Source organism: Streptomyces viridochromogenes DSM 40736, from assembly GCF_000158955.1.
GTDB lineage: Bacteria > Actinomycetota > Actinomycetes > Streptomycetales > Streptomycetaceae > Streptomyces > Streptomyces venetus.
In genome coordinates this window covers 1,272,298-1,294,966 of record NZ_GG657757.1, presented here as the reverse complement: position 1 = coordinate 1,294,966, position 22,669 = coordinate 1,272,298, and the positions used below count along the sequence as shown (strand labels likewise).

Here is a 22,669-nt window from a genome sequence, read left to right as displayed (position 1 = left end):
CTCGCTAGCCGAGTTCCGCCGCCAGCAGCGCGGCCGTCTCGGCCACCAGCGGGTTGTCGGCCGGGGCGTCCTCCTCCGGCTGGGTGGTCAGGACGGACATCACGATCGGCGGGCCGTCCGGCGGCCAGGTGATGCCCACGTCGTTGTTGCTGCCGTACTGTCCGCCACCCGTCTTGTCGGCGAGCAGCCAGTCGGCGGGCAGGCCCTTGCGGAACCTGTCGATGCTGGTCGTGTTGCGCAGCAGCCAGTCCGTGAGCCGGGCCCTGTCCCGGGGCTCAAGCACGTCGCCGAGCACCAGCCGGGCGTAGGTCAGGCCGATGGCGCGCGGGGAGGTCGTGTCGGTCACGCGCCAGGGCTCCGCGGAGTTGAGCTCGGGCTCCCAGCGGTCGAGCCGGGTGACGCGGTCACCGACCGAGCGGCAGAAGCGCGTGACGGCGGTCGGCCCGCCCAGCTCCTTCAGGAGCAGGTTGCCCGCGGTGTTGTCGCTGAAGCGGATGGTGGCGTCGCACAGTTCGCCCACGGTCATGCCGGTCGCGACGTGGTCCTCGGTGACGGGGGAGAAGCCCGACTCGGTGACGTAGTCCTGGGTGTAGTGGATGCGCCGGGCCAGGAACTCGCCGTCGCGGTCGAGGTCGCGCAGGACGGCGGCAACGGCGAGCGTCTTGAACACCGAGGCCATCGGGAAGCGTTCGGCGGCCCGGTACGTCACCGTCCGGCCCGTGCGCAGGTTCCGCGCGTACACGCCCAGGCCGGGCGGTGTGCTCCTGCTCGATCTCCCGGAGCCGCGCGGTGACGCCGCCCGTGCCGGGTGACGCGAAGGCCGTGCCGCCGCCCGCCGCGAGAGCGGCGGCCGTGCCCAGCACGAGGGCCGCACGGCGGGACGGACGTAATCCGTTGGTGTGCACAGTGGTCCCTTCGGATGTGATCACTTACGTGGTTCAACACGCGACCACACCCGCGCCGGTTCCACCGCGCGCCTGCCGGGACTCTCAGGACACCCGCGGCGCCTCCCGCACCTGGAACGCCGCCGCGTCCCACGTTCCGTCCAGACGCGGCGCCAGCCAGTGCGGTGCCGCCGTCCGGAAGGCGGCCGGGTCGAGACCCCCCGACCCGGCGGGAACGGCGCCCAGCAGCGGCGCTCCGGCCACGTCCGGCAGGTCCGCGAGATTGCAGCGCGCGGCGAGGTCCGGCGCGGCGGGCCAGCTCCCGATCACCACGCCCGCGAGGTCCAGTCGCCGGGAACGCAGTTCACGCGCCGTCAGCTCCGTCGAGTTCAGGGTGCCGAGCCCCGCCGGTGTCACCACCAGCACCGGGGCCGACAGCAGCCCGGCCGCGTCGGCCAGGGTGCCGCCGCCCGCGTCGAACCGTACGAGCAGTCCGCCCGCGCCCTCGACCAGCACCAGGTCGTGCTCGGTGGCCAGTTTGGCGGCGGCCTCCGCGACCGCGTGCGGATGCACCGGGGCGCGACCGGCCCGGCGGGCCGCCGTGGCCGGCGCCAACGGCTCCGGATAACGCGCGAGTTCGGCCGTCGTGACGGCGCCCGCGAGCCGCGCGACCTCGGCGGCGTCCCCCGGCTCGTCCGGCCGTACACCCGTCTGCGCGGCCTTCAGCACGGCCACCGAACGGCCGGCCGCCCGCGCCGTCGCCGCGACGGCGGCGGTCACGACCGTCTTGCCGACCTCCGTGCCCGTGCCCGTGATCACCAGTACCGGCATGTCATCCCTCCCGTGCCGCCGCGCACACCGCACGCGCGATCCGCGCCACGTCCGCGTCGCCCGTCACGTACGGCGGCATGGTGTAGATCAGATCGCGGAACGGCCGCAGCCACACGCCCTCGCGTACGGCCGCCTGCGTGGCCGCCCTCATGTCCACGGCGTGGTCCAGCTGCACGACCCCGACGGCGCCGAGCACCCGCACGTCCGTGACGCCCGGGAGCTCCGCGGCCGCCGCGAGCCCGTCCCGCAGTCCCGCCTCGATCCGCTTGACCTCCGCGAGCCAGTCCTGGCCGAGCAGCAACTCGATGGAGGCGCACGCCACCGCCGCCGCCAGCGGGTTGCCCATGAAGGTCGGCCCGTGCGCGAGCACCGGGACCTCGCCGCGCGAGATGCCGTCGGCCACCCGAGCGGTGCACAGCGTCGCCGCCATCGTCAGGTAGCCGCCGGTCAGTGCCTTGCCGACGCACATCACGTCCGGTGTCACGGCGGCGTGCTCCGCCGCGAACAGCGCGCCCGTACGGCCGAAGCCGGTCGCGATCTCGTCGAACACCAGCAGCACGTCGTGGGCGTCGCACGCCTCGCGCAGCACGCGCAGATACGCGGGGGAGTGGAACCGCATCCCGCCCGCGCCCTGCACCACCGGCTCGACGATCACCGCGGCCAGCTCGTCGGCGTGCCGCGCGACCGTCGTGCGCAGGTGCTCGGCGTACGCCTCGTCGTACTCGGCCGGCGGCGGGTCGGCGAACACCTGACGCTGGAGCACCCCGGTCCACAGCTCGTGCATCCCGCCCTCGGGATCGCACACCGACATCGGCTGCCAGGTGTCGCCGTGGTAGCCGCCGCGCCAGGTCAGCAGCCGTCGCTTGCCGGGGCGGCCCAGCGAACGCCAGTACTGCAGGCACATCTTGACCGCGACCTCGACCGATACCGACCCGGAGTCGGCGAGGAACACGTGCTCGAGACCCTCGGGCGACATGTCGACAAGGAGTTTCGCCAGCCGTACGGCGGGCTCGTGGGTGAGCCCGCCGAACATCACATGGCTCATCCGCCCCAACTGCCCGCGGGCGGCCTCGTTCAGCACCGGGTGGTTGTAGCCGTGGATCGCCGACCACCAGGACGACATGCCGTCGACCAGTTCGCCCGAGCCGTCGGCGAGCTTCAGCCGCACTCCGCTCGCCGACTCCACGACCAGCGGTTCCTGCCGGCCGGGCATCGGACCGTACGGATGCCACACATGCCGTCGGTCGAGCTCCAGCAGGGCGGGCACCGACAGCTCAGGCATTGGGCGCGAGGTCCGTCCCGGCGCCCCGGCGGCGCACGGCGACCAGGTCGGTCCGGGCGTCGGCGGCCGTACGGGGCTCGGAAGCCTCCGGCGCGGCCCCGGAGCCGCAGACGCCGCCGCCCTCGGAACCGCAGGCACCGCCTCCGTCGTGGCATCCGCCGGCGGCGCGGTGGTCGGGCAGCGTCACCTGGTCGGTGCCCTCCACCTCGAACCCGGCGTCCGCGATCATCTCCAGGTCGGCCTTGCCGGCCTGGCCCTCACTGGTGAGGTAGTCGCCGAGGAAGATCGAGTTGGCCAGGTGCAGGGCGAGCGGCTGCAGGGTGCGCAGATGGACCTCGCGCCCGCCCGCGATCCGCACCTCGACGTCCGGGCAGACGAACCGCGTCATCGCCAGGATCCTGAGGCACCGCTGCGGGGTGAGGTTCCATTCCTTGGCGAGCGGGGTGCCCTCGAACGGGATCAGGAAGTTGACCGGCACGGAGTCCGGGTCCAGCTCACGCAGCGAGAAGACGACGTCCACCAGGTCCTCGTCCGACTCGCCCATGCCCGCGATCAGCCCGGAACAGGCGGAAAGGCCCGCCGCATGGGCCTTCTCGACCGTGTCGACGCGGTCGGCGTAGGTGTGGGTGGTCGTGATGTCCCCGTACGTCGCCTCGGACGTGTTGAGGTTGTGGTTGTAGGCGTCGGCGCCCGCCTCGCGCAGCCGCTCGGCCTGCCCGTCGGAGAGCAGTCCGAGGCAGGCGCACACCTCGACGCCCTCGTTGTTCTCCTTGATCGCCTTGATCGTGTCGGAGACCCGGTCCACGTCCCGGTCGGTCGGGCCGCGCCCGCTGGCCACCAGGCACACCCGCTTGGCGCCTCCGGCCACTCCGGCCGCCGCGGCGTCGGAGGCCTGGTCGGGTTTGAGCCAGGTGTACTTCAGGATCCCGGCCTCGGAGCCCAGACGCTGGGAACAGTAGGAGCAGTCCTCGGGGCACAGCCCCGACTTCAGGTTGACGAGATAGTTGAGTTTCACCCGTCGGCCGAACCAGTGCCGACGCACCTTCCCGGCCGCGGCCACCACATCGAGCAGGTCGTCGTCGGACGTCGAGAGGACGGCGAGTGCCTCTTCGCGGGTCGGCAGCTCGCGCCGAAGCCCCTTGTCCACCAGCGTGTTCAGCAGGTCCATGAAAGTCGATCCTGTCCTACGGAGCCGTCCCTGGCCAAGGAGAGTTCGCACAACAGAGTCGCTTCGAGGTGTGGGTATTGCCACACACTGACCTGCTGGTGGTCCCGCTAGTGTCTGTGCACTGCCTACAAATTCCGCGGAGGACCACCCATGGCGTTCGGCTGGATCGACGAGCAGGCGCGAGCGCGCGGCCGCGCGGGACTCGTACGGACTCTGCGCCCCCGTCCGGCCGCTTCACCGCTCCTCGACCTGGCGAGCAACGACTACCTGGGTCTGGCCCGCCATCCCGAGGTCACCGAGGGGGCGGCTCGCGCCGCGCGGGTGTGGGGCGGCGGCTCGACGGGCTCCCGGCTCGTGACCGGCAGCACCGAACTGCATGCCGAACTGGAACGGGAGCTGGCCGATTTCTGCGGTTTCGAGGCGGCCCTCGTCTTCTCCTCCGGCTACGCGGCCAACCTCGCCGCGGTCACCGCGCTGGCCCCGCACGGCTCCCTGATCGTCTCCGACGCGGGCAACCACGCCTCGCTGATCGACGGCTGCCGGCTGGCCCGCGGCGCCACCCAGGTCGTGGCGCACGCCGAACCGGACGCCGTCCGCAAGGCGCTCCAGACGCACGAGGGCACGGCGATCACCGTGTCCGACACGGTCTTCTCGGTGGACGGCGACGCCGCCCCGCTGGCCGCGCTCGCCGCGGCGTGCCGGGAGCACGGCGCCGGGCTGGTGGTGGACGACGCCCACGGCCTGGGCGTGCTCGGCGACGGCGGCCGCGGCGCCCCGTACGCGGCGGGGCTCGCGGGCGCCGACGACGTGGTCGCGACGGTCACACTGTCCAAGTCGCTCGGCAGCCAGGGCGGAGCGGTCCTCGGTCCCACCCGGGTCGTCGAGCACCTGGTCAACGCGGCACGGACGTTCATCTTCGACACCGGACTCGCCCCCGCCGCGGCGGGAGCGGCCCTGGCGGCCCTGCGGCTGCTGGTCCGCGAGCCGGAACGGGCGGCGCGGGCCCGCGCGGTGGCCGGCGAGCTGCACGCACGCCTGACCGCCGCGGGTCTGGAAGCGGTACGTCCGGACGCCGCGGTGGTCTCGGTGCGGGCGCCCTCCGCCGAGGACGCCGTGCGCTGGGCGGCCGAGTGCCGCGCGGCGGGCCTGGCCGTGGGCTGCTTCCGTCCTCCTTCCGTGCCCGACGGCATCTCACGGCTCAGGCTGACCGCCCGCGCGGACCTGACCGCGGAACAGATCGAACGCGCTGTACGGCTGATCGACGGGACGCGACCATGAGTCGGCGTGACACGGCCGGGTACCGGACGATGACGGACTGATCAGGAACGGTTGGAGAAGCGGGTTCAGATGCGCTCGACCGCGGCCGTGAACTCCGCCCAGCTCTCCGGGGAGAAGAGCAGCGCGGGCCCGGCGGGGTCCTTGGAGTCGCGCACGGCGAGCAGCCCGGACCGGTCGGGGGTGACCGGACGCGCGGTCTCGACGCAGTTGTTCGCGCCGGTGCTGTAGCTGCTGCGCAACCACCGCACACCGTGCAGTTCGAGGCTTGAGGGGACATGACGAGGCAGTGCACGCATGGTGCCTCCTTAGGCGCCGGCGGCTGTCCCGGCGATGAAATCCAACGAGTCCTCGGGTGAAAGGGCGTGGATCTGAAGGGTGTTGAAGGCCTCCGAGTAGACCCGGAGGTCTTCTTTCCGTTCGAGGTAGAGGCTACTCGTCAAGTGGTCGAGAACAACCACATCCAGATCGGCGGTGCTCGAAAATGAGAAAATAACGAAAGGGCCGGTGACGCCGATGTGCGCCCCGGCGGTGAACGGCAACACCTGCAACCGCACTTGAGGCAACCGCGCCGCCTCGACCAGTCGTTCCAGCTGCCGCGCCATGACCCCGGGCCCGCCCACCTCCCGCCGCAGCACCGCCTCGTCCAGGACGGCGCTCAGCTCCAGCGGCGGATCCGCCCGCAGCACGTCCTGCCGGGCCAGCCGCACCTCGACCAGTGTGTCCAGCCGCTCCTCCGACAGGCCCTCCACCGCGGCCCTCGTCACGGCACGCGCGTACTCGGGGGTCTGCAGCAGCCCCGGGACGACCGTGGTCTCCAGCGTGCGCATCGTGCCGGCCTGGGACTCCAGGCTGATGAAGTCCCGGTAGGTCGGCGGCAGGACACCGCGGTAGGCGTGCCACCAGTGATGCCGGCCCCCGCTGTCGTCGGCCCCCGCCAACACCATGAGCAGCTCGCGCAGTTGGGAGTCCGCCACACCATAGGCGTCGAGCAGTAACCGCACATCGGCCGGTTTCACCCCGCTCGTGCCCGTCTCGATCCGGCTGACCTTCGACTGGTGCCAGCCCACCAGGCGGGCCGCCTGTCCACTGGTGAGCCCCGCCGAGGTGCGCAGTGCGCGGAGTTCGGCGCCCAGTTTCCGGCGGCGCACCGCGGGACCGTGCTGCATGGGTTCTCCTTACTCCTTACGAGCCACCCAAATACGGTCTCGCGTCGCAGAGTTCACCGCTTTGAGCGACAGATATATGCATCTCTTGGTGGATCGCCGCCCCTCGCGGGTGTTCTGGTGGCAGTCTGACGACGAAGCACCAGTCCGGGACCGTACTCGAACCATCCGCTCCGTGTCGGACTGCGGTCCCGTGGGAAAGGGACGACGTCGCCATGGCAGACCATCTGGAAGCATCCGTCACTCTGCCGAGCGATCCGGCCTCGGTCTCCGCGGCACGCGCCTACGTGGTGGGCACGCTCACGGAGTGGGGCCTGCCGGCGGACACGGAAGTGTCCGACACCGTCAGGCTCATCGTCTCCGAACTCGCCACCAACGCCGTCCAGCACACCTTCGGCCAGTCGCCCACCTTCACGGTGGACGTCGTACTCGACCGGGACGAACGACTGAGCATCGGCGTCACGGACAGCCACCCCCGGCTCCCCAGACGGTTGCCCGCCGCCGTCCAGCAGGACAACGGGCGCGGGCTGGTCATCATCCGCTGGCTGACCGCGGAATGCGGCGGCAAGCTCAGGATCCGCCCGACCCGTGAGGGCGGCAAGACCATCCTCATCGAACTCCCCTGGGCCGTCCCCGCTCAGCCCGTCACGGGACCGTGAGTCATCGGCGCCGCGCTGACGCCTCCCGGTGAGCTGCTCCCCCTCGAACCGCTGACGGCGGCCTGATGGTGCCGCGCAGCGGTGCGGGGATCTGGACCGTGCCCTGGGGCGCCGGTCGCTCGACGGGGGTGTCCGGTTCCTCGGAGGCGCCGTCCGCCCTGTCGCGCTGCCCCGCCCGCCGCACCAGCCGGGGGAGCAGCCCCCACAGGCCGGTGCAGACCAGGAAGGTCGCCGCGCCCGCCGCGATCCCGCCGGCCCGGAGGGTCGTCACATCCACCACCAGCAGTACGGACCCACTGAAAGCGAACACCAGAACGATAAGCCCGGTGGTGGCCAGGCGTGAGGAGACCTGCACGATGCGCGGCTTGGCGCCCTGCTGGAAGAGCGAGCGGTGCAGCGCGGCCGGCGCGGTGAACAGCGCCGCGGCCAGGACCGCCAGCAGCAGCGTGACGACGTAGACGACGCGCTGGAAGGAGTCGAGGGACCCGAAACGCGAGGTGAAGGCCAGCGACAGCAGGAAGGCGAAGAGGATCTGTACGCCCGTCTGGGTGACCCGGAGTTCCTGGAGCAGCTCGACGAAGTTCCGGTCGGCGCGCTGCAACGGCGTCTCGCCGCGTGCGGTGCAGGGACGGTGCTCGGCCATGGAGTCACGGGTAACCACTTCAGCCCGTGTCACGCTCCGGCGTGCGGCGGCGCGTCAGGACGCCGCCGCACGCCGGGCGGATCACTTCACGCGCCCGTACCAGACGCTCTTGGTCCAGAGCTTCTGCAGTCGCACGACGTCCCCGCTCTTCGGGGCGTGCCAGAGCTTGTTCTTACCCGCGTAGATACCGACGTGGTACACGTTGCTGCCCGAGTGGAAGAACACCAGGTCTCCCGCCTTGCGGCTCTTGGCGGAGATGTGGCGCGTCCTGTTGTACTGCTGGGCGGCCGTGCGGGGGAGCTTCTTGCCCGCCTTCTTGAACGAGTACAGCGTCAGACCTGAGCAGTCGAACCGGTGCGGCCCGGTGGCTCCGTACTTGTAGGGCGAACCCTTCTTCGAGGCCGCTATCTGGAGCGCCTTCGTCGCCGGCGTGGCCGCCGCTGCTTCGGAGGAGAAGCCGGGGGCCACGATCGAGCCGCCCACGGCGGCGATGGTGAGGGCCGAGGCCGTACCGGCCCGGACCATGAGCGACGGGACACGATTGAGCGCAGTCATGCGCAACCCTTCGTCAGCCGCCTGTGAAGGATGACCTGTCGGATTCGGGCTGGCGAAGTTGCCCGGCCGCTGACGCGGCTTCACCCCAAGGGCTGCTCGGGCCCGGTCATGGCGTGACCGTCCCGGCGACCCGTCGTGCTTGGGTCCTCCACTCCTGCCGATGCACTTCTGTCGACCGGTCATCCGGGCGGCGGCAGGACTCGGCGTCCGCCCGGACCGCCCCGCCGCTGTGGCGGGGGCTTGTCGTCAGTCAGGGATCTTGGCGCATGGATGTCCGGAAATCCCAACGGAACCTGGGATTTGTGTTGTTACTCACCACTCATCCGTTCGGGTGGACACCCCTGCGTTCGAGTCGCCGTCCACAGGCGCACAGGCCGCCGGACCTGGGATGGAATGCCTTATTCCGCCCCTCGGTCAGGCGTGTTGCGCAACTGCGAGGGCCCGAAAATACGATCCCCGTCTACTCCGAACAGGGGTACGTCTTTCGGGCCGTTTCGACTCGGGCCCGGACGCCTTGTCGTCGAAGCGAGCGTCCGGGCCGATGAGTCCGCGTCAACTGACGGACTCCGGGGGCAGGGTGACGCGCGCCGTGCGCCGCTCGCCGTCGAGCACCCGCAGGGCTCTGGCGAGTGTGGCGGAGTGCAGTTCCGTCTCGCCTCGTTGGTGCATCAGGGTGAGTGCGTCACGTAGCGCGGTCGCCTTGCCGACCAGGGCCTGGGCGGCGCGCAGTCCACGGTAGGTGTCGCCGTCCAGGGCCGGATTGATCCGGCCGAGCAGGTCGACGACCTCGAGGTACCGGTCGATCAACTCCGCCTCGGCGCGGGTCAGGGCGGGCAGCGGCGGCAGTTCGGGAGGAAGCACCGGAGGCTCACTCTCCGGTCGGCGGGGCCAGGGTGGCCTTGCGGTTCGGGACGATCCGGTCCACCAGGCCGTACTCCACCGCCTCCTGGGCGGTGAGGATCTTGTCGCGCTCGATGTCGGCGCTCACCTGCTCCCGGGTGCGGCCCGTGTGCCGCGCGAGCATCTCTTCCATGCGCGTCCGGATGCGCATCAGCTCGTCGGCCTGGATCGCCAGATCGCTGGCCTGTCCGTGGACCGGCTCGGGCAGCGCGGGCTGATGGATCACCAGGCGCGCGTCCGGCAGTACGGATCGCTTGCCGGGCGTCCCCGCCGCCAGCAGCATCGAGGCGGCCGCCCCGGCCTGGCCCAGGCAGACCGTCTCCACGTCGCAGTTGATGTACTGCATCGTGTCGTAGAGGGCCGTCATCGCGTGGAACGTGCCGCCGGGGGAGTTGATGTAGAGCGAGATGTCGCGGTCGGGCGCATGGTGTTCCAGGTACATGAACTGGGCCATCACGTCGTTCGCCGAGGTCTCGTCCACGGGCGTCCCGAGGAAGACGATCCGCTCCTCCAGGAGCTTCGAGTACGGATCCATCGTCCGTTGCCCGGACCCCGTCCGTTCGGTGAACTCGGGCAGCACGTAACGGGCGGACGGTCGGGTCATGGTGAACCCCTCCTCGCGGGCAGGGCTGTCTCCGGCGACAGCTGTCTCTGTAAAAAATGTACAGGACGTACGTGCCGTTATGATGGGGACATGGCCTACGAGATTCCGGTGACGCAAGCCAGGGCTGAGCTCGCCGACCTGATCAACCGCGTGGTGTACGCCGGCGAGCGTGTCGTCGTCACCCGGCACGGCAAGCCCCTCGTCGCCCTCGTCTCCGCCGATGACCTGCGGCGACTCGAAGAGGCCCAGGAGCTTGCGGAGCCCGCGGAGGAGGCGGTGATCAGCGCCGTCTCCACGGTCCACGAGGTCGCGTCCGCTTCTCGCGAACGGCAGCGATTCGGCATCGCGGCGGAGCACCGGGGCCCGAACCCCGCCTAGCCCGGCCCGGAGCAGACGGAAGACCGTGTATTCCCGTCCGCTGTGCGGGGATGCACGGTCGTTCTTCTTCCGTGTGCTCGTTGTTCCGTCGTGGCGCACTCGGGTGCCGGTGCGTCTGCGCGCGGGGCCACGGTTCAGCCGACGGTCGCGAGTTCCCGCCTGTCGGCCGTGGGCGCGCCGCCCGCCTTCCGTGCCCGGAGTGAACCGCCGAGCAGTACGGCGCCCAGGCCCAGCGCCGCCCACCAGGCCAGGGTGAGGGCCGGGCCGGTCGCCGCCGCCCCGTCGAAGTACGACACCGAGCGCAGCAGCGTCGCGCCCGCGCCGGGCGGCAGCCACTGGCCGATCGCGCCCGCCGGCTCCGGCAGCATCTCCGGTGCCGTGGCGGCCCCGGAGAAGGGGTTGCCGAGGAACATCACCACGGCTCCGGCGATCCCGATGCCCGCCGTGCCGAGCAGGGCGGCGAGGCCGGCGACGGCGCCGCTGACGGCCAGCGCCGACAGACCCAGCGCGGCCGCCTCCGCCCACCAGTCACCCGTGAGCACCCCGAGCCGGCTGTGCGCGATCCCGGCCGCGACCACACCCACCAGGGCGGCCGCGCCGAGCAGCGCGATCACGGCCCGCACACCGCGCAGCCCCAGCAGGGTGACCACCGCTCCCGCCGCGATGCCGGCCAGCGCGAGCGGCAGCACGGCGGCGCCCAGTGCCGCGCCGCGCGGATCACCCGCCGGGGCCGCCACCACGTCGACCGTCTTCACCTGCGCGCCCTCGGCGGAGGCCTGCCGTGCCACGGCCTGCTGGAGGAACTGGGCCACGGCCGGCCCGGCGGCGGACGCCGTGAGCAGCTCGGGCCCCCGGGGCGTGACCACGACCGCGCCGTACACGGTCCGGTCCTCGACGGCGCCCCGGGCCGCCGCCTCGTCGGCGTAGCGGTGGATCTCGAAGGCGCCCCCGTGGCCTTCCAGCCGCTTCTCCAGCTGCGCCGTCGCGGCGGGCGGCCCCGCGACACCCAGAGGCAGGTCGCGCGGCGCGGTGCGGGCGGCGGGCCAGGTGAAGGCCCACAGGGCCAGGGCCGCGAGGGCGGGCACGAGGACGATGACCGCGATCAGGCGGTGGTGGGTCGTGGAGGGCATGGGATCTCCTGCGAACGGCTGCACCGGCTAAAAAGAAGGATCGTTCGTTTTTGCTGTGTTCCCCACCGTGCTCCGCCCGGACGGCCTTGTCAAGAATGAATATTCGTTTTATTTTGCTGACCATGGCCCGCGTGTCCCAGGAACATCTCGACGCCCGCCGCCGCCAGATCCTCGACGGCGCCGCCCTCTGCTTCGCCCGCAACGGCTTCCACGCCACGTCCATGCAGGACGTGCTCAAGGAGGTCGGCCTCTCCGCCGGCGCCGTCTACCGCTACTTCAGCGGCAAGGAGGAACTGATCGGGGCGATCGTCGGCGACGTGCTCGGTTCCGTCCGCGAGGCCTTCGAGGAGGCGGCACGGCAGAGCCCGCCCCCGCCGCCGGACGAACTCGTCGCCTCCGTCCTCGGCAAGACGCTCGCCGCCCGCGAGTCCCTCGTCGTCGACGGCCGGCCCGCCTTTCCGCGGCTCGTCGTCCAGGTCTGGACGGAGACCCTGCGCAACGAGGAGCTGGCGGCCGTCCTGCGGGAGGGGTACGGCTCGGTCCGCGCGAGCTGGGGGCGGATCGTCGAGGGCTACCAGGAGGCCGGGATGATGCGGGCGGACGTGGCGCCGGACCACGTGGCCCGCACGATGATCGCCGCCGTGCTCGGGTTCATCGCACAGCAGTCCCTCTTCGGGCCCGCTCCGGTCGAGGTTCTCCGGGACGGCCTGCGGGCGCTGACGAGCATGCCCGACGGCCCCGCGGCAGCCGAGGGGACACGGCTCGGTTAACGTGCCTGAAACCCGATCCAACTAGCCTGCCGCCACGCCACCAGGGCTTTTCCCCCCGGGGCTGCGGCAACCGGGCCCCGCACGGTCCGGAGCGACGACTGTGAGGTGGGACGTGCAGCTGACCCCGCACGAGCAAGAGCGACTCCTGATCCACGTGGCGGCCGACGTGGCCGAGAAGCGCCGGGCCCGTGGTCTTAGGCTCAACCACCCCGAGGCGGTCGCCCTCATCACGTCGCACCTCCTCGAAGGCGCCCGTGACGGCCGTACGGTCGCCGAACTCATGTCCTCCGGACGCAAGCTGCTCACCCGGGACGACGTCATGGAAGGCGTCCCGGAGATGATCCACGACGTCCAGGTCGAGGCCACCTTCCCGGACGGCACCAAGCTCGTCACCGTCCACGAGCCGATCGTCTGAGGGAGGGTTCCGATGATTCCCGGAGAGATCCTCTTCGCCGACGGGCCGATCGTCTGCAACGAGGGCCGCGAGGTCACGCGGCTCACCGTCCTCAACGCCGCCGACCGGCCCGTCCAGGTCGGCTCCCACTACCACTTCGCCGAGGCCAATCCCGGGCTGGAGTTCGACCGCGCCGCCGCGTACGGCAAGCGGCTGAACGTCGCCGCCGGCACGGCCGTGCGCTTCGAGCCCGGAATCCCGGTCGACGTCGAACTCGTTCCGCTCACCGGCGCCCGTGTCGTGCCCGGTCTGCGCGGGGAGACCGGAGGTGCCCTCGATGCCTGAGATCTCGCGTGCCGCGTACGCCGACCTGTTCGGCCCGACGACCGGCGACCGGATCCGGCTCGCCGACACCGACCTGCTGGTCGAGATCGAGGAGGACCGCTCGGGCGGGCCCGGACTCGCCGGTGACGAGGCGGTGTTCGGCGGCGGCAAAGTGATCCGCGAGTCCATGGGCCAGTCCCGTGCCACCCGCGCGGAGGGCACCCCGGACACCGTCATCACCGGCGCGGTGATCATCGACCACTGGGGGATCGTCAAGGCCGACATCGGCATCCGCGACGGGCGGGTCACCGGGATCGGCAAGGCCGGCAACCCCGACACGATGGACGGCGTGCACCCCGACCTCGTGATCGGCCCGGAGACGGAGGTCATCGCCGGGAACGGGCGGATCCTCACGGCGGGCGCGATCGACGCGCATGTCCACTTCATCTGCCCGCAGATCGCCGACGAGGCGCTGGCGTCGGGCATCACGACGCTGGTCGGCGGCGGCACGGGCCCCGCCGAGGGCTCCAAGGCCACCACCGTGACCCCCGGCCCCTGGCATCTCGCGCGCATGCTGGAGTCGATGGAGGCCCACCCGCTCAACATCGGCCTGCTCGGCAAGGGCAACACCGTCTCCCACGAGGCGATGCTGTCCCAGATCCGGGGCGGCGCGCTCGGCCTGAAACTGCACGAGGACTGGGGCTCGACCCCGGCCGTCATCGACGCCGCGCTCACCGTCGCCGAACGGACCGGCATCCAGGTCGCCATCCACACGGACACCCTCAACGAGGCCGGGTTCGTCGGCGACACGCTCGCCGCCATCGCCGGGCGGGGCATCCACGCCTACCACACCGAGGGCGCGGGCGGCGGGCACGCGCCGGACATCATGACCGTGGTCTCCGAGTCGTACGTGCTGCCGAGTTCCACCAACCCGACCCGGCCCTTCACCGTCAACACCGCCGAGGAACACCTCGACATGCTGATGGTGTGCCATCACCTCAACCCGGCGGTGCCGGAGGACCTGGCCTTCGCCGAGTCCCGGATCAGGCCGTCCACGATCGGCGCGGAGGACGTGCTGCACGACCTGGGCGCGATCTCGATCATCTCCTCCGACTCCCAGGCGATGGGGCGGGTGGGCGAGGTCGTCATGCGGACCTGGCAGACCGCGCACGTGATGAAGCGGCGCAGGGGTGCGTTGCCCGGGGACGGGCGGGCCGACAACCGCCGGGTCCGTCGCTATGTCGCCAAGTACACGATCAACCCGGCGCTCGCCCAGGGCCTGGCCCGGGAGATCGGTTCGGTGGAGAGCGGCAAGCTGGCCGATCTGGTGCTGTGGGAGCCCGCGTTCTTCGGCGTCAAGCCGCAGCTCGTCATCAAGGGCGGGCAGATCGCGTACGCGCAGATGGGCGACGCGAACGCCTCCATCCCCACCCCGCAGCCCATCCTGCCCCGCCCGATGTACGGGGCGATCGGGCGGGCGCCGGCCGCCAACTCCGTCAACTTCGTCGCGCCCCTCGCCGTCGAGGACGGGCTGCCGGAGCGGCTCGGTCTCGGGAAGCGGTTCGTGGCGATCGACTCCACGCGCGGCGTCACCAAGGCCGACATGCGGGAGAACGACGCGCGGCCCGAGGTGCGGGTCGATCCCGACAGCTTCGCCGTGCACATCGACGGAGAACTGGTCGAGGCGACGCCTGCGGCCGAACTTCCCATGGCCCAGCGGTACTTCCTGTTCTGAGGCGGTCCTGATGTCACGTGCGGCGCTTCTCGTGCTGGCCGACGGCCGCTTTCCCGCCGGGGGACACGCCCACTCCGGCGGGGCCGAGGCGGCCGTCAAGGCGGGCCGGATCAGCGGCGCGGCGAGCCTGGCGGACTTCTGCCGCGGGCGGTTGCACACGGCGGGGCTGGTGGCCGCGGGGCTCGCGGCGGCCGCCGCGCTCGGGACCGACCCCGTCGCGCTCGACCGTGCCGCGGACGCCCGTACCCCGTCGCCCGCGCTGCGGCTCGCCGCGCGCAAACTGGGACGGCAGCTGTTGCGGGCCGCCCGTGCGACCTGGCCGTCCGCCGAACTGGACGCCCTGGGACGGGAGTTCCCCAAAGGGGCGCACCAGCCGGTGGTGCTCGGCCTAGCGGCCCGGGCGGCGGGTCTGGGGCCGGTCGACGCTGCGTACTGCGCGGCGTACGAGAACGTGAGCGGGCCGGCCACGGCGACCGTGCGGCTGCTGAGCCTGGACCCCTTCGACGCCACGGCGGTCCTGGCCCGGCTGGCACCGGAGGTGGACCGCGTCGTGGACCGGGCGGTGGAGGCCGCACGCCAGGCCGTCGACGGCGGGGTCGACGCCCTGCCCGCCGCGTCGGCGCCCCTGCTGGAGATCGGGGCGGAGGCGCACGCGGCCTGGCCGGTACGCCTGTTCGCCTCGTAGCCGCCTGCTGACAACGCCGAGCGGGAACACACCGCCTTGACGGGCGCGGGGCCGTATTCGATGTGCGGCTCCGCCGCGTGAGCGCGACCAGCCCTCACTCACCCGCACCCCGACACCAGCGCCCGCCATCCCGCATCGCCCGCACAACCCGGACCCACCACCCCACCAGGAGCCGCACATGCACCTCGACCACCACCACGACGGCCCGTCCCCGGTGAGCGCCGACGCCCGCCGCCCCGACGGCTCCCGCCGCGCCCTGCGCATCGGACTCGGCGGACCCGTCGGGTCCGGAAAGACCGCCACCGTCGCCGCGCTCTGCCGCGCGCTGCGGGACGAGTTGTCACTCGCGGTCGTCACCAACGACATCTACACCCGGGAGGACGCCGAGTTCCTGCTCCGGGAGGCCGTGCTGCCGCCCGAGCGGATCACCGCCGTGGAGACCGGGGCCTGCCCGCACACCGCGATCCGGGACGACATCTCCGCGAACCTGGAAGCGGTGGAGGACCTGGAGGACGCCATCGGGCCGCTCGACCTGGTCCTCGTGGAGTCCGGCGGGGACAACCTCACCGCCACCTTCTCCCGGGGGCTGGTCGACGCGCAGATCTTCGTGATCGACGTGGCGGGCGGGGACGACATCCCGCGCAAGGGCGGGCCGGGCGTGACCACAGCCGACCTGCTCATCGTCAACAAGACCGACCTCGCCCCGTACGTGGGCTCCGACCTGGCGCGGATGGCGGCCGACGCCAAGGCGCAGCGGGCCGAACTGCCGGTCGTCTTCCAGTCGCTGCGGAGCGAAGCCGGGGTGACGGAGGTCGCCGCCTGGGTGCGTGCACAGCTCGACGCGTGGGCGGCTCGGGCGTGAACAGCTCCGGGGTGCGGTCCGTCGCGCGGATCGTCGCGCGTGACGACGGCCGGGGCGGCACCGCCCTGCCCGTGCTGGAGAGCGACGGGCCGCTGGCGCTGCGGCGCACCCGGGGGAGCGGTGCCGAGGCGCGGGTCATGCTGGTCGGCGCGATGAGCGGGCCGCTCGGCGGCGACCACTTCACCGTCCGGGCCCGCGTCGAGGAGGGAGCGCGGCTGTCCGTCGGGTCCGCCGCCGCCACCATCGCCCTGCCGGGACAGGCCAAGGGCGAGGCCCGCTACGACGTCCGGCTCGACGTCGCCGACCATGCCGAACTGCACTGGACGCCCGAGCAGCTGATCTCCGCGAAGGGCAGCGACCTGCACGTCACGACCCGCGTCGACCTCGCCCCCGCGTCCCGGCTCCTGCTGCGCGAGGAGCAGGTGCTCGGGCGGGCCGGTGAGGAACCCGGGCGGCTGACGAGCCGTCTGACCGTGCGGGTCGCCGAGCGGGTCGTACTCGACCAGGAACTGGCCTGCGGCCCCGGCGCCCCGGGCGGCTGGGACGGGCCCGCCGTGCTCGCGGGGCACCGGACCGTCGGACAACTGGTCGTCGTACGACCGGAGTTCGGTGCCGATCCGGTGACGGCCCGGGTGCTGGGGGAAGGAGCCTCGGTCGTTCCGCTCGCCGGGCCCGCCGCACTGGTCACCGCCGTGGCCCCGGACGCCCTGCGGCTGAGACGGCTGCTCGACGAGGCGCTGACGTCCCTCTTGTAGCCGTCCGCAGAGCAGAACGCGCCTCACCGGTTATCGGATTGGCAAAGAAGGACGGCTGCCCCCTGTTCTCAGGGACCTCACAGCCGGGAGGATCCCCGTACTGATCGCAACGATGTACGGGGAGGTCACACTTGAGGGGTACGAGACCGAAGAGACGGACGGCGGCGCTCGGTTCGGCCGGAGCGCTCGTCGCGGCCACGCTCATAGCCGGCGCCGTCGCGGCGCCCTCGGCGAACGCGAGCGCGAGCGCGGGTACCCGCCACGGCCAGGACCGCGAGGCCCGGGGCGCCGCGCTCGCCGCCGCCCGGGCCGCGAAGGCCGGTATCGACTGGCAGGACTGCCCCGCCGACTGGAACCTGGCCAAGCCGATCCAGTGCGGGTACGTCACCGTGCCGCTCGACTACGCCGAGCCGCACGGCAAGCAGATCAAGCTCGCCGTCGACCGCATCGGCAACACGGGCACGAAGGCCGAACGGCAGGGCGCGCTGCTCTACAACCCCGGCGGCCCCGGCGGCTCCGGACTGCGCTTCCCGGCCCGGGTCACCAGCAAGAACCCCGTCTGGGCCAACACGGCCAAGGCCTACGACTTCGTAGGCTTCGACCCGCGCGGCGTCGGCAGGTCCACGCCCATCTCCTGCGTCGACCCGCAGGAGTTCGTCAAGGCGCCCAAGATGGATCCGGTGCCCGACTCCGAGGCCGACAAGCTCGCCCAGCGCAAGCTGGCCCGCGAGTACGCCGACGGCTGCTACGAGCGCAGCGGCTGGATGCTGCCGCACATGACCACGCCGAACACCGCGCGCGACCTCGACGTCATCCGCGCCGCCCTCGGCGAGAAGAAGCTCAACTACCTCGGCGTCTCCTACGGCACCTACCTCGGTGCCGTCTACGGCACCCTGTTCCCGGGGCACGTGCGCCGCATGGTCGTCGACAGTGTCGTCAACCCGTCCCGCGAGAAGATCTGGTACCAGGCCAACCTGGACCAGGACGTCGCCTTCGAGGGCCGCTGGAAGGACTGGCAGGACTGGGTCGCCCGCAACGACGCGACCTACCACCTCGGCACCACCCGCGCCGCGGTCCAGGCGAAGTGGCTTCAGCTGCGCGCCACGGCGAAGAAGAGCCCCATCGGCGGCGTCGTCGGCCCGGCCGAGGTCATCTCCTTCTTCCAGAGCGCCCCGTACTACGACTCCTCGTGGGCCCCGGTCGCGTCCGTCTTCAGCAAGTACGTCGCCGGTGACACCCAGGCGCTCGTCGACGCCGCCGCTCCGGACCTGTCCGACACCGCGGGCAACGTGGCCTCGGAGAACGGCAACGCCGTCTACACGGCGGTCGAGTGCACCGACGCCAAGTGGCCCACCAGCTGGCGCAGATGGGACCGGGACAACACCCGGCTGCACCGCGACCACCCGTTCATGACCTGGGCCAACGCGTGGATGAACCTGCCGTGCGCCACCTGGCCGGTGAAGCAGCGGACGCCGGTCGACGTCCGCACGGGCAAGGGACTGCCGGGTGTGCTCATCGTCCAGTCCGAGCGTGACGCCGCCACGCCGTACGAGGGCGCCGTCGAGCTGCACAAGCGGTTCAGGGGCTCGCGCCTGATCACCGAGAAGGACGCCGGTTCGCACGGCGTCACCGGCCTGGTGAACGCGTGTGTCAACGACCGGGTGGACGCGTACCTGCTCACCGGGAAGCTGGACGGTGCCGATGTGACGTGCGCGCCGCACGCCACACCGAAGCCGTAACCCGCGCTGTACGAAGGTGAGGGGCGGCCGGGCATCCGGCCGCCCCTCACTCACGCCGCGAACCAGGCGTCCTCCGCCGCGTAGTCGAAGAGGTCCGGGTAGACCCGCGCGAGGGTGGGAAACGCCTCCTTCCAGTCCTGCCCGGACAGCCGCCGGGTGAGCCACTCGACCGTCTCCGGCAGGGCGTCGGGGTAGGACACGACGGGACGGTAGCCCAACTCCCGTTCCGCGGCGGCCATGTCGAACACCACCGGCAGCTCCGCCGACCAGGGCGAGCTGCCCACGGACGGCGAGGGAGCGGGCCCGTCCACCAGGACGGTCTCCGTCTCCACCCCCATGACGGCGTCCACCGCCGCCCCGATCTCGGACACCGTCGGCGGCTGCGGATCGCAGGCGTTGAGCACCCGCGAGCCCGGGCGGGCCGCCGCCAGCCGGATCAGCTCGGCGAGGTTGCGGGCGGCCGACGGGTGGAAACGGCTCTCGCCCCGGAAGGCGAGCACCCGCCTGCGCCGGCCGTCGAGGTTCCGTTTCACGAAGTACAACTCGCGGGGGAGCGGGCTGTGCGGCCCGTGGACCGCGCCCGGGCGCAACACCGTCGTGGGCAGCCGGTCGCCCGCCGCCAGGAGTTCTCTCTCCAGCGCGGCTTTGCCGGTGCTGTATGTGGCGTCCCCCGGCGCGATGGTCGGCTGGTCCTCCGGTATGGGCACGGGGTACCGCGGACAGCCGTCCGGCTCGCTCATCGTTTCGAAGCCGCGGCCCTGGCCGTCCTCGTACACCATCACCGAGGACACGACCACGGCCGAACCGATGCGGTCCGCCAGTGCAGTCAACTGCCGTGCGTGCCGGGCCCCGTAGGCGACCATGTCGACCACGAGGTCGCAGCCGTCGCCGATCAGCTCGCTCAGCGCCGCGTCGTCCTCGCGGTCCAGCCGCCGCGCCCGTACCCCGTCGGGCCAGCTCTCGTCCCGGCCCGCCCCGCGCGAGGCGGCCGTCACCTCCCAGCCGTCCCGGGCCAGCGCCTCCACCGCCGGCCGTCCGATCTGCCCCGCCGCCCCGATCACCACAGCACGTCTCATGCCGGGAACGTAGATCGCCGGGGCCGGACGGGGAAACGGTTTCTGCCGACAGCAGACCTCAACGGAGCGGCAGCCGCGGGAACTTCCGCTCCTTGGTGGCGGCCTCCTCGGCCTTCACGACCGCCGCGTACTGGTCGACGTACTCCTGCTCGGACAGGGAGAGGACCGCGTACATGATCTCGTCGGTGACGGCGCGCAGGACGGCCTTCTCGTTCTCCATGCCGGCGTAGCGGGAGAAGTCGAGTGGCTTGCCGAAGCGGATCGCGACCGGGTGGATGTTGGGGATGACCTTGCCGGGCGGCTGCGCCTCGAAGGTGCCGATCATCGCGCAGGGGATCACCGGGACACCGGCCTTCAGGGCCATCACCGCGACGCCGACCTTGCCCTTGTAGAGCCGGCCGTCGTGCGAGCGGGTGCCCTCGGGGTAGATGCCGAGCAACTCGCCCTTGCTCAGCACGCCGAGGCCCTCGCGGATCGCGGCCTGCCCGGCGTCCTTGCCGGAGCGGTCGACGGGGATCTGCCCCGCGCTGCGGAAGAAGAAGGCCGTGAGCCGGCCCTTGAGGCCCGGCCCCGTGAAGTACTCGGCCTTCGCGAGGAAGGTGATGCGCCGCTTGAGGATCGCGGGCATGAGGAAGTGGTCCGAGAACGACAGGTGGTTGCCGGCGACGATGGCGGCGCCCTCCGACGGTACGTGTTCCAGACCTTCTATGCGAGGCCGGAAAACCAGTCTCAGCAGCGGGCCCAATAGTACGTATTTCAGCAGGTAGTAGAACAAAGCGGGCGCTCCTCGACTCTCGCGGTGGACTCGCCGCCGCGTTCCAGCAGGTCAACCGGCATGTCGTGGGGTGCCAGTGTAGGTGCAGGCGCGACCACCGGGCACCTCGTGCGGCGAGACCGCGTCGATCCTTCACCGTTTGACTGATGGTCAGTCAGGTGGGTGCGTCCGGTGGTGCTCATGCGGCTGGGGAGGACCGCGGGACCAGCGTGCTGCTCCATGCGGGTGATCGGCAAGCCGAACGGGTGGCATGGCGGGATACGAAGGGTGCCTGGCCAACCGCTGGTTCTTGCGGTCCTCCCGAGTAGTCTGCGAGACATGCGGATCTCTGTTTCCTCGGACATGGACGAGCCTGTCGCTCGCTCCCTCGTGGCCGCGCTGCAGGACAGAGGGCACGAGGTGCGCCCGTACGGCGCGCTGCGCCCCGGGGGCGACGCACAGTGGGCGGTGTGCTCCGAAGCGGCGGCCCGCGAGGTCGCCGAGGGGACGGCCGACCAGGCCGTGGTGTGCTGCTGGACCGGCACGGGCGCATCGATCGCCGCGAACAAGGTGCCGGGCGTCCGGGCCGCCCTGTGCACGGACGCCTACACGGCCGACGGGGCCCGCCGCTGGAACGACGCCAACGTGCTGGCGCTCAGCCTGCGGCTGACGTCCGAGCCGCTGCTGTCGGAGATCCTCGACGCCTGGTTCGCGGGCGAGCCCAGCGCAGACGCCGAGGACCGGCAGAACGTGGACCGCGTCAGACTGCTCGACCACGGAAAGGACCGGCTCTAGGTGTAAGGACCGGCTCCAGGCGTGCTGTCCGGCTCACAGCCGCACGATGATCAGCGCGGTGTCGTCGGTGCTCCCGCCGGGCGGCAGCAGTTCCAGCAGGACGGTGTCGGCGAGGGCCTCGGGGTCCTGGTCCCGGCTCCGGTGCAGCGCGTCGGCGAGGCGGGCCAGGCCGGTGTCGATGTCCTCGCCGCGCCGCTCGACCAGACCGTCGGTGTAGAGCACGAGTGTGGCGCCCGGCGTGAACGTCGTCTCGGCCTGCGGTCTCGGGATCGGGTCGGGACGGGCGTCCAGCGGCGTGTCGGTGGCCCCGTCCAGGAACTCCGTACGGCCGTCCGGGTGGACCAGTACGGGCGGGAGATGACCGGCGCTGCTGTACGTGATGCGCCGCCGGTCGAAGTCGATGAAAGTCGTCACGGCGGTCGCCGACTCGGCGCCCTCGACCACGTGGGCGTAGCGCCCCAGCACGTCCAGCGCCTGGGCCGGGCCGTCGGCCACGCGGGAGGCCGCGCTGAGCGCGCTGCGCAGCTGGCCCATGACACCGGCGGCCTCCAGCCCGTGCCCGACCACGTCGCCCACGGACACGCCGACCCGGTGGCCGCCGACCAGGTCGACCAGGTCGTACCAGTCCCCGCACACGTTGAGGGCGCCGACGGCGGGCCGGTACCGGACGGCGGCCCGGTGGTGGTGGCTGACCTGGCGGCGGTCGGGCAGCATCGCTTCCTGGAGGGCGAGCGCCACCTCCCGCTCCCGGGAGTGCGCCTGGCGCAGCCGTTCGTTCAGCTCCTGGAGCTCGCGGGCGCGGGTGTACAGCTCGGCTTCCAGGACCCGGGCCCGGCTGCCCTTGTTCCCTCCCGAGCGGCCCCGGGCCCGGATCAGCTCCGTGACCTCCTCGACGCGGTGCAGCACCAGCACCACGTTGCCGTCGGGGCCGAGCAGCGGGGCGTTCACCGGGCTCCAGTAGCGCTCCTCCCACTCCCCGGGCCGCTGCGGATCCTCGACGTCGTAGCGCTGCAGGGCCATCGCGTCCCGCTCGCCGGTCGCCAGCACCCGGTACAGCGAGGCCTCGAGATTGCGCATGCCCGTCGCGCTCGGGTTGTTGGGGTTGTCGGGGAAGACGTCGAACAGGTACTTGCCGATCAGCTGCTCGCGGGAGCGGCCGGAGACCCGGACGAACTCCTCGTTGACGTCCGCGTACACGAACTCGGGCGTCAGTAGCGCCACCATGCCGGGCAAGGCTTGGAACACCGCCGCGTAGTCGATCGCCGAATCGCTCATGGCAGCCGCCTCACCAGTGCCGAGGTCATA

General features: G+C 71.9%; 25 protein-coding genes, 1 pseudogene and 1 riboswitch. Of the genes and pseudogenes, 12 read left to right on the top strand and 14 right to left on the bottom strand.

What is annotated here, in order from left to right; all coding sequences use genetic code 11:
* Positions 1-4: 4 nt before the first annotated feature.
* The 4 genes and pseudogenes from bla to bioB all read right to left on the bottom strand — a co-directional run bounded on the left by bla (position 5) and on the right by bioB (position 4,165).
* Positions 5-905: pseudogene (gene bla / locus SSQG_RS05495) on the bottom strand (class A beta-lactamase).
* An 84-nt stretch (positions 906-989) separates the two neighbouring features.
* The gene (bioD, locus tag SSQG_RS05490) at positions 990-1,715 is read right to left on the bottom strand and encodes a dethiobiotin synthase (protein WP_039931997.1); all 726 of its coding nucleotides are present in this window, start codon (positions 1,713-1,715) and stop codon (positions 990-992) included.
* 1 nt (position 1,716) lies between these two features.
* Entirely contained in the window at positions 1,717-2,997 is a 1,281-nt protein-coding gene (locus SSQG_RS05485) for an adenosylmethionine--8-amino-7-oxononanoate transaminase (RefSeq protein ID WP_003988722.1), read from the bottom strand.
* The gene (gene bioB / locus SSQG_RS05480) at positions 2,990-4,165 is read right to left on the bottom strand and encodes a biotin synthase BioB (protein ID WP_003988721.1); all 1,176 of its coding nucleotides are present in this window, start codon (positions 4,163-4,165) and stop codon (positions 2,990-2,992) included. Before bioB ends, SSQG_RS05485 begins: the two co-directional genes overlap by 8 nt.
* A gap of 150 nt (positions 4,166-4,315) precedes the next feature.
* Between bioB and SSQG_RS05475 the strand changes: the two genes are divergently transcribed.
* Complete coding sequence (locus tag SSQG_RS05475) at positions 4,316-5,443, top strand: 8-amino-7-oxononanoate synthase (protein WP_003988720.1); 1,128 nt, start codon at positions 4,316-4,318, stop codon at positions 5,441-5,443.
* A gap of 65 nt (positions 5,444-5,508) precedes the next feature.
* Here SSQG_RS05475 and SSQG_RS05470 read toward each other — a convergent pair whose 3' ends face one another.
* Positions 5,509-5,739 carry a DUF397 domain-containing protein gene (locus tag SSQG_RS05470; protein ID WP_003988719.1) on the bottom strand — a complete coding sequence of 77 codons (231 nt, stop codon included), beginning with the start codon at positions 5,737-5,739 and terminating at the stop codon, positions 5,509-5,511.
* A 9-nt stretch (positions 5,740-5,748) separates the two neighbouring features.
* On the bottom strand, positions 5,749-6,609 hold the full coding sequence (locus tag SSQG_RS05465) for a helix-turn-helix domain-containing protein (RefSeq protein WP_003988718.1): 861 nt from the start codon (positions 6,607-6,609) through the stop codon (positions 5,749-5,751).
* A 212-nt stretch (positions 6,610-6,821) separates the two neighbouring features.
* Between SSQG_RS05465 and SSQG_RS05460 the strand changes: the two genes are divergently transcribed.
* Positions 6,822-7,265 (top strand): ATP-binding protein, encoded by a 444-nt coding sequence (locus tag SSQG_RS05460; protein WP_003988717.1) that lies wholly within the window; start codon positions 6,822-6,824, stop codon positions 7,263-7,265.
* A gap of 1 nt (position 7,266) precedes the next feature.
* On the opposite strand, the gene SSQG_RS05455 is transcribed toward SSQG_RS05460, so the two are convergent.
* The 4 genes from SSQG_RS05455 to SSQG_RS05440 all read right to left on the bottom strand — a co-directional run bounded on the left by SSQG_RS05455 (position 7,267) and on the right by SSQG_RS05440 (position 9,967).
* Positions 7,267-7,908, bottom strand: coding sequence for a DUF6328 family protein (locus SSQG_RS05455; protein WP_003988716.1), 642 nt, complete (start codon positions 7,906-7,908; stop codon positions 7,267-7,269).
* Positions 7,909-7,989: 81 nt separating this feature from the next.
* Complete coding sequence (locus tag SSQG_RS05450; protein WP_003988715.1) at positions 7,990-8,463, bottom strand: C40 family peptidase; 474 nt, start codon at positions 8,461-8,463, stop codon at positions 7,990-7,992.
* A gap of 3 nt (positions 8,464-8,466) precedes the next feature.
* Positions 8,467-8,638, bottom strand: a riboswitch (cyclic di-AMP (ydaO/yuaA leader).
* Positions 8,639-9,015: 377 nt separating this feature from the next.
* The gene (locus SSQG_RS05445; protein WP_003988714.1) at positions 9,016-9,324 is read right to left on the bottom strand and encodes a hypothetical protein; all 309 of its coding nucleotides are present in this window, start codon (positions 9,322-9,324) and stop codon (positions 9,016-9,018) included.
* A gap of 7 nt (positions 9,325-9,331) precedes the next feature.
* Positions 9,332-9,967: an ATP-dependent Clp protease proteolytic subunit gene (locus SSQG_RS05440; RefSeq protein WP_003988713.1), complete on the bottom strand. Its 636-nt coding sequence runs from the start codon at positions 9,965-9,967 to the stop codon at positions 9,332-9,334.
* Positions 9,968-10,057: 90 nt separating this feature from the next.
* Here SSQG_RS05440 and SSQG_RS05435 point away from each other — a divergent pair, with 90 nt between their 5' ends.
* Positions 10,058-10,345 (top strand): type II toxin-antitoxin system Phd/YefM family antitoxin, encoded by a 288-nt coding sequence (locus SSQG_RS05435; protein WP_003988712.1) that lies wholly within the window; start codon positions 10,058-10,060, stop codon positions 10,343-10,345.
* A 134-nt stretch (positions 10,346-10,479) separates the two neighbouring features.
* On the opposite strand, the gene SSQG_RS05430 is transcribed toward SSQG_RS05435, so the two are convergent.
* Complete coding sequence (locus SSQG_RS05430) at positions 10,480-11,475, bottom strand: hypothetical protein (RefSeq protein WP_003988711.1); 996 nt, start codon at positions 11,473-11,475, stop codon at positions 10,480-10,482.
* A gap of 122 nt (positions 11,476-11,597) precedes the next feature.
* Between SSQG_RS05430 and SSQG_RS05425 the strand changes: the two genes are divergently transcribed.
* The 8 genes from SSQG_RS05425 to SSQG_RS05390 all read left to right on the top strand — a co-directional run bounded on the left by SSQG_RS05425 (position 11,598) and on the right by SSQG_RS05390 (position 18,739).
* Positions 11,598-12,245, top strand: coding sequence for a TetR/AcrR family transcriptional regulator (locus SSQG_RS05425; RefSeq protein ID WP_003988710.1), 648 nt, complete (start codon positions 11,598-11,600; stop codon positions 12,243-12,245).
* 112 nt (positions 12,246-12,357) lie between these two features.
* Positions 12,358-12,660, top strand: coding sequence for an urease subunit gamma (locus SSQG_RS05420; RefSeq protein WP_039934796.1), 303 nt, complete (start codon positions 12,358-12,360; stop codon positions 12,658-12,660).
* Between the two features lie 12 nt (positions 12,661-12,672).
* Positions 12,673-12,984 (top strand): urease subunit beta, encoded by a 312-nt coding sequence (locus SSQG_RS05415; RefSeq protein ID WP_003988708.1) that lies wholly within the window; start codon positions 12,673-12,675, stop codon positions 12,982-12,984.
* The gene (locus tag SSQG_RS05410; RefSeq protein ID WP_003988707.1) at positions 12,977-14,698 is read left to right on the top strand and encodes an urease subunit alpha; all 1,722 of its coding nucleotides are present in this window, start codon (positions 12,977-12,979) and stop codon (positions 14,696-14,698) included. The genes SSQG_RS05415 and SSQG_RS05410 overlap by 8 nt, the downstream gene beginning before the upstream one ends.
* Positions 14,699-14,708: 10 nt before the next feature.
* The gene (locus SSQG_RS05405) at positions 14,709-15,383 is read left to right on the top strand and encodes an urease accessory protein UreF (protein ID WP_003988706.1); all 675 of its coding nucleotides are present in this window, start codon (positions 14,709-14,711) and stop codon (positions 15,381-15,383) included.
* A 178-nt stretch (positions 15,384-15,561) separates the two neighbouring features.
* Positions 15,562-16,245: an urease accessory protein UreG gene (gene ureG / locus SSQG_RS05400; protein ID WP_003988705.1), complete on the top strand. Its 684-nt coding sequence runs from the start codon at positions 15,562-15,564 to the stop codon at positions 16,243-16,245.
* Positions 16,242-17,000, top strand: coding sequence for an urease accessory protein UreD (locus SSQG_RS05395; protein ID WP_003988704.1), 759 nt, complete (start codon positions 16,242-16,244; stop codon positions 16,998-17,000). The genes ureG and SSQG_RS05395 overlap by 4 nt, the downstream gene beginning before the upstream one ends.
* A gap of 131 nt (positions 17,001-17,131) precedes the next feature.
* Complete coding sequence (locus tag SSQG_RS05390) at positions 17,132-18,739, top strand: alpha/beta hydrolase (RefSeq protein ID WP_003988703.1); 1,608 nt, start codon at positions 17,132-17,134, stop codon at positions 18,737-18,739.
* A 50-nt stretch (positions 18,740-18,789) separates the two neighbouring features.
* Here the strand turns inward: SSQG_RS05390 and SSQG_RS05385 are convergent, their stop codons facing one another.
* On the bottom strand, positions 18,790-19,815 hold the full coding sequence (locus SSQG_RS05385; protein WP_003988702.1) for an NAD-dependent epimerase/dehydratase family protein: 1,026 nt from the start codon (positions 19,813-19,815) through the stop codon (positions 18,790-18,792).
* A 58-nt stretch (positions 19,816-19,873) separates the two neighbouring features.
* A complete protein-coding gene (locus SSQG_RS05380; RefSeq protein ID WP_003988701.1) occupies positions 19,874-20,590 on the bottom strand; it encodes a lysophospholipid acyltransferase family protein in 717 nt (238 codons plus the stop codon).
* A 318-nt stretch (positions 20,591-20,908) separates the two neighbouring features.
* Here SSQG_RS05380 and SSQG_RS05375 point away from each other — a divergent pair, with 318 nt between their 5' ends.
* Positions 20,909-21,364, top strand: coding sequence for an RpiB/LacA/LacB family sugar-phosphate isomerase (locus tag SSQG_RS05375; protein ID WP_003988700.1), 456 nt, complete (start codon positions 20,909-20,911; stop codon positions 21,362-21,364).
* A gap of 33 nt (positions 21,365-21,397) precedes the next feature.
* On the opposite strand, the gene SSQG_RS05370 is transcribed toward SSQG_RS05375, so the two are convergent.
* Positions 21,398-22,639 (bottom strand): PP2C family protein-serine/threonine phosphatase, encoded by a 1,242-nt coding sequence (locus tag SSQG_RS05370; protein ID WP_003988699.1) that lies wholly within the window; start codon positions 22,637-22,639, stop codon positions 21,398-21,400.
* Between the last annotated feature and the right edge of the window lie 30 nt (positions 22,640-22,669).